The organism is Roseibium sediminis (assembly GCF_008711325.1).
Lineage (GTDB): Bacteria > Pseudomonadota > Alphaproteobacteria > Rhizobiales > Stappiaceae > Roseibium > Roseibium sediminis.
The window spans coordinates 1-7,762 of record NZ_VXDB01000055.1 but is presented as its reverse complement, the minus strand read 5'-3'; the positions used below and the strand labels follow the sequence as shown (position 1 = coordinate 7,762).

The following is a 7,762-nucleotide window of genomic DNA, read 5'->3' as shown; positions in this document are numbered from 1 at the left end:
GCAAGAACACCCCGATCAGCGACATGACCCTGACGAAGTGTTTGCGGGATCACAAAGTGGCCAGTGACACGCCGGGGCGTTTTGCAACAGCGCATGGGTTTCGATCCAGTTTTCGGGATTGGGCGTCTGAGAATGGATACCCGCGCGACTTGGCGGAGCGCGCACTAGCTCACACCATAAGAAACTCCACCGAAGCGGCTTATCATCGGACAGATCTACTCGAACAACGCCGGGAGATGATGCTCGAGTGGAAACGGTGGGTTTTGGGTGCTTGATACGGAACTTTCGAGTTCATTTCCCGCCGTAAGGAAGCAACCGCCACGCTATCGCCTTCCTTCTCAAGCTGAGACCAATTCAGAAGGAGTGCATTCCTGATGTTCCAAATTTAATTAATTAGGTGGCATCGTTGCGCGGAAGGCGTTTGAGAAAAACTCTCGCCTTATTGCAACCCCGATCATAAGAGTTAACGAAGGAAACAAAAGCCAAGCGGAGATGAACCAGGGAAGCGTTGCAAAACCAAAGTAATATGCCCGCACGCCGCCTTGAAAATGTGAAGACGCCAACGCGCTCATCTCAGCCAACCTGGAACCTACATATTCAGCTAGCGCGCTGTTTCTTTGCGTGCGTTCAGGAGCTGCGCCGACCATCAGCAATGCGTTCGCATGTAAACGCATCGCCCAGCCAAACTTGAAAAATGCTACGACCGCCATTGTCAAGAGCGCGCAGAGCTTCATGATTATTGTTTCTTCGGTAACGGTGTCGAAATGAGGTAACGCTCTGAGCTTTGTTGCGATGAGTCCGCTTGATCCGATGAGGGCAATCAATCCACTGATTACGAAGACAGTTGTGGTGGCAAAGAATGAAACGTTGCCGATTAGTCCTCTGACAATGCTAACATCGGTAATGCGTTCTTCCCGCCACATCATTTGACGAGTCCAACTTTTCCGCCATTCCAGCATCCGTGAGGAAATGTTTCCGCCCAGCACCCGAGCACTTAACGGGCTATAGAGCGCAAAAGTGACAATCAGCGTCGCTAAGGCGAACCGATCTAGCCAGTCAATTTCTGTTATGAAGCTATTCATTTTACTAGTTATCCGCGGGCACCGTATCGGCCCAATACGCCATTATCTCGGTCGCACCTACATTAGTTGTTCCGGTGCGTCCTATTATAGATGGGCAGGCAAAGTTGTAAGGGTATGTAGTGCGTGGGGCCTCGGTGACGCATGGAAGTTCTTGCCAAAGTTCAGCCCGAACCATTTCTGACAAGGCGTTATCAACAATCGTTGTTCCTGAAAGGCTTGCATCTATTCTTGGTTCGTGGATAGCGGTGTCGACATCCATTCCAAAATCCAGAAGGTAGGACGTTAGTTGGGCAACCGCTGGCATGATTTTTCGTCCGCCAGCTGCCCCTAGGCCGAAACGAGTTCCATCAGAACGTTCCAATAAAGTTGGACACATGTTCGCCAAACATCGTTTACCCGCACCAATGGAGTTCGGCTTTCCAGGCTCGGGGTCGAACCACATGATGCCGTTGTTCATCAATACACCGCTTGATGGAAGTGTCATTCGAGAGCCGAAGATGGACAGGAGTGTCTGTGTAACGGAAACCATAGTACCAGCTTCATCCACCACGTTGAAATGTGTAGTACAAGTTGGAACAAGCTCGTCAGCGACGTCTCCCATGGTTTCCAGACGCTCTTTGGTGGCCTGCCGGATTACCCGATTGAACATCAAAAAGTCTTCAGCCGTGGGTTTTTTCTTCTTCGGTGACCAGTCTTCAAGCAATTGGAGAACCCGTTCCAGTGTTGTTCCTGCAGTCATCTCGGGAGTTCCGTAAACACGATGACCTTTGTAGTTAAACACTGATGCAGGAACGATTTTCGCTTGGTAGTTCTGGAAATCGTGTAGTGTATGATGACCACCCGCCGACCGCAGTTCATCTACAAGGCATTTTGCGACCGATCCTTGGTAAAATTCCGTCGGGCCTAACGAGGCGATCGAGGTTAAAGTCTTTGATAACGCGGTCTGATTTAGGCGATTGTGACCAAGAGCAGTCCATGCAGACGCTTTTGGGAACCCCTCTTCGTCAAGATACAATGCGCGCGAAGCGGGAAATTTGGCAAGTCCTTTCGCGGCGCCTGCAATTATCAGTTGCGCGTACCAATCAACTACTAACCCTTTCTCGGCCTCTATTGCAGCGGGTGTCACAAGTTCAGCCCATGGTACGGAACCGAAAGCTTTATGTGCTGCAGCCATTCCAGCCACGTGGCCAGGAATTGCAACTGCCTTCGCGCCGAAGACATTGGCGTCCTCTTTAACAACCGGCCAAGGGAAGAGGTCGCTGGCAGTACCCCCAATTACTGGATAATCTGCAACCTGTAGCTTGGCGGGCGCGCGCATACCAAAGTCCACAACTTGAGCCCCAGCGTCTCCAGCACGACGGATCACCATATAACCGCCTCCACCAATCCCGCTCATCCAAGGCTCCACCACGCCAAGTGCGAAAGAAGTGGCTATAGCAGCATCAATTGCGTTTCCGCCGCTCCGTAGAACTTCCGCACCAATTTCGGATGCAATTCGGTTTTGCGAAGTAACTACTCCCTTCTTAGACTTGATAGCGGGTTTCCGAATTTGGATTGATTGACTAGCTGCCCGGCTCATGCCTTTACCACCTTTCGGTCTTTAAACGTTCTGTGTGTGATGAATGCGACCGAGAGAACGGTCAGGGAGAGGAATAGAATGGAAATGGGTGTTGAGACGAACACCCACCAGCTTCCGGAGGAGATTGTGAGAGCTTGTCTAACGGATTGCTCGCCGATCGGTTCCAGGACAAAACCAATCATCATTGGTGCGAGTGGAAAGGCTAGTTTCCGCATTGTATATCCGAGGAAGCCAAAACCCAACATGACCCAAAGGTCGGTTGGATTGGAATTGAAGCCAAATACGCCCAGCAAGCATAGTGTTGCGATGATTGGATAAAGCACGTAACGGGGGATTACCACGATGTGGGAAAAGAGCCGGATCGCAGCTAGACCTATGACCGGCAGCATCAATGCCGCGACTAACAATGCAATGAAGATCGCATAGATGAGATCAAGGTTTTCGGCAAAAAGTTGCGGTCCAGGCGCCAGTCCGTGGATTAGGAAAGCGCCCAACAGAACGGCAGTTACTACGTCACCTGGTACGCCAAGCGCCATCAACGGAATCAGCGCGCCCCCCGCAGTCGCATTGTTGGCGGATTCGGCGGCGGCTACGCCGTCCAACGACCCTTTTCCAAATTTCTCCGGCGTTTTCGAAGCCCGTTTGGCCTCGGAATACGAAAGGAAAGCGGCCGGTGTTGCCCCAAGACCGGGTATGGAGCCCAATACTATCCCTATTACTGACCCCCGCATTATTGTGGGGAACTTTTCTCGAATCCTTGCCCAGCCAATTTGTGCTTTGGGAACGACTACTCTGGTGATTGAGGTGGTAGACGTCTCCGCTTGAATGAAAAGCTCCGAGACGGCGAAGAGACCGATCAACATTGCCATCAGCGAAATACCGTTCAACATGGTTATCTCGCCAAAAGTGAACCGAGGTGTCGCCATCATTGGGTCAAGGCCCACTGTTCCGAAAATAAAACCGACGGCTGCTGCAATAAGGCCCTTTATCATGGAGTCGTCTGACACTCCGGCGACGATTGTCAATGAAAACAAAACCAGCATGGAGAACTCTGGCGGGCCAAACTTGGTAGCAAGCTGAGCCAACAAGATTGCACCAAAGATAAGTGCAATGGTCGATACAACATCACCGATGACTGATGCCCAAAGCGCCATCCCCATGGCTTCGCCGCCACGGCCTTTTTGAGTCAATGGGTACCCATCAAGAACTGTGGCGGCAGCCGCGGGAGTTCCTGGGGTATTAATTAGAATTGCGGGGATGCATCCGCTGAAGAGAGCGCCCTTGTAAGTTCCAAGGAGCAAAGCGAAAGCGGTGATCGGCTCAAATGCATACGTCAGCGGAATTATTAGAGCGATACCCATTGTTCCCGTCAACCCAGGCACGGCCCCCATGAAGACACCGAAGGCGACGCCTGCAAAGATGGCGATCAGGTTCTGAACTGAAAGCAGCATGTCCAAGGCAGAGAAGAGGTCGGCAATCATAGTTACACCTCAAACAAGCGGAAGGTTTAAGCCGAGGTTGAATACGGCAAACAGTGCGGCGGTTGTGATTGCGGCTGTCAGGAGAATAACCAGCGGGTTCCGAGCGCCAAAAAGAACCATCAGGACGACGATGACCGGTGGGGCGGCATAGAAGTACCCGAGCCATTGGAACAACAGAATGAACGCAGCCATTGATACGGCAACAAGCAGTGCGATAAACGTCTTTGAAGTGTCGACGTTTCTTGTATTGAGAATGTCTTCAGGAGATTTTGGAGATTTCGCCAACACAGAAATGGTAATTAATGCCAAACCACCAATTCCGATCAAGACAGTCCCGAGGCGCGGGAAAAATCGAGGTGACATGGCGCCAGCCTCACTGGAGCCGACGAAATTCGGGATCAGGTAGAAATAGAGCACTGCGGAAAAAAACAGCAGCACCATACCTGAAATCGTATCTGAAAATTTTTGTGCCATTCCCACCTCCCTCGGGAATCGAAGGCCCGCTGTTGAATGCACCGGGCCTTCACATTGTTATGGAACTATTTGCCCAGACCGGCGGCGCGAATGATCTCACCTTGGATCTCGTAGTTTTCGCGGACGTTCTGCTCGAAGTCGGCGCTGTTGCGATAGGTCATCTTCATTGCTAGTTTGTCGATGATGGCCTGAAGCTCCTCGCTTTCCGTTGCTTTCTTGATTGCGGCGTCAAGTTTTGCGACCACGTTTTCCGGCACACCGTCGGCGGCTGCGATGCCCAGTATGGACGGTGCAGCGATGTCATAGCCGAGGTCTTTCAAAGTCGGCACATCCGGGAACTGATCCATGCGCGCGTCTGTTATAATGGCGAGCAATTTGAACTCTCCTGATTTCACCTGCGGAAGCCATTCGGTTGCTCCAGCCATGACATCGACATGGTTACCGAGTAGAGCGGTCACCGACGCAGCACCGCCCTTGAACGGTACGGCTTTCCATTCGAGCCCTTCTTCCATCGCCAGACGTTCCATCGCCAGGTGTTGAGGTGTGCCGGTGCCGGCGATTGCATAACTGATCTCGCCGGGGTTCTCTTTGGCGAAGTTCACCAATTCCTCAAAGGTCTGATAGGGCGCATCAGCCGGAACTACGATCCCAACGTTCCAAGCCCCGTACTGCGAGATGAAAGTGAAGTCGGAAAGGGTGTCGTAAGGCAAGTCCTGACGATGTGGGGAGAGAACCGCAGCTCCAGTGGTAAAAGTGAAAATATTGTAGCCGTCAGGTCTTTGAGCGGCAGCCAGCCCCGCTGCGACCGAGCCGCCGCCGCCAGGTTTGTTGATTACTGTGACTGCTGTGCCCAGCTCTTTTTCAAGCAAAGTAGCAAGGACGCGTGCTGTTGAGTCAGTTGTTCCCCCTGCGCCGTAACCAACAGTCAAATTGATGCCTTTTGACGGCCAGTCTCCAGCGATGGTTGGGCCCGACAAAAAGAGCAAGCCAAGCATGGTGGATATCAGATACTTCTTCATATTGCCTCTCAAGTTATCGTATATCGATTTTTATGCTCATTATTAAATTATTGAATCCAATTTACGCATAGTCAACCGCAAATTTTGAATCCATCATTGCGTTAATCGATCCAGAGATGCAGTATCCTGTGATAAGATAAGGGTGGGATGAATGAGTTCGAGTGCGCTGCTAAAAGCCTTTGAGGCTCTTGAAGCATTTCAAAATACTGCTGGTTCTCTATCAGTCAGGGATATCGCGGAACAAAAGGGAGAAACTCTGAGTTCCGTCCAAAGAAGCGTTTACACCCTTGAAGTGCTTGGATATTTGGAGCGAGAAGAAACCGGAAAGAGATTTGTTCCAGGGCGTGGCTGCCTGCGACCGGTATATGGGTACCTACGCAACAATCGGTTTCTGGAAAACGCAACGCCCTATCTGATCGACCTGTCCGAGCGGCTGGCTTCTAGAGCAGATTTATCGGTTCTGGACGGTGCTGATATCGTCTACTTGTCTCGAATCCCAAGTCGAGATGAACTCTTGAATCTCGCCCCGCTAGGGAGACGTTGGCCTGCAATCCATACGGCTTCGGGTCGCGCAATTCTGGCCGCCATGACGGATGAACATATGGCAGAGGTGTTGAGCGCCACGTCGTTTAAAAAAACGACCATTCACTCTCTCGACACCATCCAGGATGTAACTAGTGCAATCGAAGAGGTGCGAAAAATGGGATATGCCTTTCAAAGCGAAGAAGTCCTGATTGGCGCTGCTTCTGTTAGTGCGGCTGTTGTGGGTACGGACGGCAGGGTACATGGGGCAATTATATTGGGAGGGCCGGTTGGTGCATTCCAAGATAGAGATAAAAGACATGGCTTTGGAGTTGCGGTGATTAAAGCGGCTCAAGCTATTGGGGCACTTATCTGATGGCAGAGGTAAAAAATCAGGCATCTCCACGGGACGATCCGAGATTTTTGACGTCTGTTGAACGAGGCTTCCTCGTACTCGACACATTGTCGGATAGTCTTGGGCCGATGTCCCTCACCGAAATCGCAAAAGCAACTGGCTTGGCAGTCCCAACTCTCCAACGTCTGACTGGTAATTTGATTCAAGCGGGTTATCTTGAAAAACACAGTGGTTCAAAACGATATAGCTCCACCGTAAAGACAGTCGATCTGCTCTTCAGTTATTTGTCCCGAAACCAGTTCGCAAAGCGTGCTTGGCCACACCTTGTGAAATTGAGAGAAGACCTAGGGCTTGATGTTTCGTTGTCGGTGCCATCGGGGGGCACGATGGTCTATGTTCACCGGCTACCTGGATATTCTGGTAACTTCGAAAACACACTGCCTGGAAAGAAAGTCCCAATCCACTTGTCTGCTAGTGGGCGATGCATCCTTTCGCTGATGGCAAATGAGCGCGTTCGGCATTATCTGGCGTCTGCTAGTCTCGCCCCTCTCACGCCTTGGTCCATCACTGATCCAGCACTCCTATTGGAAGAAATTGCCCAATGCCGGAAAAACGGATTTTCAGTTGTTAGGCAGGAAGCAACCTCCGGCACATTGACGCTCGCGTGCCCTATCCGCAGGGCATCTGAGGCAGTAGCTGGCGTCTCAGTTCATGTACCAATTGCAGGTACTGACGAAAACGAATTTGTATGCCGAGCCTTACCTCTCGTGGTGTCTGTTTCTGATGCTTTGAGAATACAGTGACAAGTTTAAGTTGGGCAGTCCGTATCTTGGGGTGCAATTTGTCCAAAAATCCCTGACGACGGACAATGCCGCATGCGCGAATCAATGGTCTTGTCATTGAGCCCTGCGCCTCCTTCATGTTCCGTTGGTACAGGAAAAGCATTCAGGCAGTGTCGGGCTGCATGTTCTTTTGTCTCATCGATAGGGTGGGATCTGCTCAAATTCAGTAGGGAGAGGAGAGGTTCCTTAAAATGGTGTCTGGGTATTGCCTGCCCAGCGCATAAAGGCAAAAGCTCTCCATCGCGTTCCGTTATCACACTATCTGGTAAGCCTCTTTGAGCATCTGCAGAGCGCGGCTTCTCCTGATACACCTCTTGTATTCCCCTCCCGCAAGAACACCCCGATCAGCGACATGAAGCAACTGAGCGAGGACAAGTTCCGCTGGCCCCGGCGCCAGGATACAGTGGT

The 7,762-nt window shown here is 51.4% G+C and carries 8 protein-coding genes and 1 pseudogene; 4 read left to right on the top strand and 5 right to left on the bottom strand.

Annotation, left to right across the window (positions count from 1 at the left end):
* The coding region (locus F0155_RS23735; RefSeq protein ID WP_425299994.1) for a tyrosine-type recombinase/integrase at positions 1-275 on the top strand (275 nt) is incomplete at its 5' end.
* A gap of 114 nt (positions 276-389) precedes the next feature.
* Here F0155_RS23735 and F0155_RS22795 read toward each other — a convergent pair.
* From F0155_RS22795 to F0155_RS22775, 5 genes are all read right to left on the bottom strand, one after another.
* Positions 390-1,082, bottom strand: coding sequence for a DUF599 domain-containing protein (locus tag F0155_RS22795; protein ID WP_150526876.1), 693 nt, complete (start codon positions 1,080-1,082; stop codon positions 390-392).
* Positions 1,083-1,086: 4 nt separating this feature from the next.
* Complete coding sequence (locus tag F0155_RS22790; protein ID WP_150526875.1) at positions 1,087-2,661, bottom strand: gamma-glutamyltransferase family protein; 1,575 nt, start codon at positions 2,659-2,661, stop codon at positions 1,087-1,089.
* Entirely contained in the window at positions 2,658-4,142 is a 1,485-nt protein-coding gene (locus tag F0155_RS22785; protein ID WP_150526874.1) for a tripartite tricarboxylate transporter permease, read from the bottom strand. The genes F0155_RS22790 and F0155_RS22785 overlap by 4 nt, the downstream gene beginning before the upstream one ends.
* Positions 4,143-4,151: 9 nt before the next feature.
* Entirely contained in the window at positions 4,152-4,616 is a 465-nt protein-coding gene (locus F0155_RS22780; RefSeq protein WP_150526873.1) for a tripartite tricarboxylate transporter TctB family protein, read from the bottom strand.
* Between the two features lie 65 nt (positions 4,617-4,681).
* A complete protein-coding gene (locus F0155_RS22775; protein ID WP_150526872.1) occupies positions 4,682-5,635 on the bottom strand; it encodes a tripartite tricarboxylate transporter substrate binding protein in 954 nt (317 codons plus the stop codon).
* 151 nt (positions 5,636-5,786) lie between these two features.
* Here F0155_RS22775 and F0155_RS22770 point away from each other — a divergent pair, with 151 nt between their 5' ends.
* The 3 genes and pseudogenes from F0155_RS22770 to F0155_RS23730 form a co-directional block, all read left to right on the top strand.
* Positions 5,787-6,533, top strand: coding sequence for an IclR family transcriptional regulator (locus tag F0155_RS22770; RefSeq protein ID WP_150526871.1), 747 nt, complete (start codon positions 5,787-5,789; stop codon positions 6,531-6,533).
* The gene (locus F0155_RS22765; RefSeq protein WP_150526870.1) at positions 6,533-7,315 is read left to right on the top strand and encodes an IclR family transcriptional regulator; all 783 of its coding nucleotides are present in this window, start codon (positions 6,533-6,535) and stop codon (positions 7,313-7,315) included. The genes F0155_RS22770 and F0155_RS22765 overlap by 1 nt, the downstream gene beginning before the upstream one ends.
* A 244-nt stretch (positions 7,316-7,559) precedes the next feature.
* A pseudogene (locus F0155_RS23730) lies at positions 7,560-7,762 on the top strand (hypothetical protein); the annotation flags it as partial.

Bases quoted from the DNA above. Each gene is read 5' to 3' on its own strand.
- F0155_RS22795 (WP_150526876.1), bottom strand. From the start codon at position 1,082: ATGAATAGCTTCATAACAGAAATTGACTGGCTAGATCGGTTCGCCTTA.
- F0155_RS22790 (WP_150526875.1), bottom strand. From the start codon at position 2,661: ATGAGCCGGGCAGCTAGTCAATCAATCCAAATTCGGAAACCCGCTATC.
- F0155_RS22785 (WP_150526874.1), bottom strand. From the start codon at position 4,142: ATGATTGCCGACCTCTTCTCTGCCTTGGACATGCTGCTTTCAGTTCAG.
- F0155_RS22780 (WP_150526873.1), bottom strand. From the start codon at position 4,616: ATGGCACAAAAATTTTCAGATACGATTTCAGGTATGGTGCTGCTGTTT.
- F0155_RS22775 (WP_150526872.1), bottom strand. From the start codon at position 5,635: ATGAAGAAGTATCTGATATCCACCATGCTTGGCTTGCTCTTTTTGTCG.
- F0155_RS22770 (WP_150526871.1), top strand. From the start codon at position 5,787: ATGAGTTCGAGTGCGCTGCTAAAAGCCTTTGAGGCTCTTGAAGCATTT.
- F0155_RS22765 (WP_150526870.1), top strand. From the start codon at position 6,533: ATGGCAGAGGTAAAAAATCAGGCATCTCCACGGGACGATCCGAGATTT.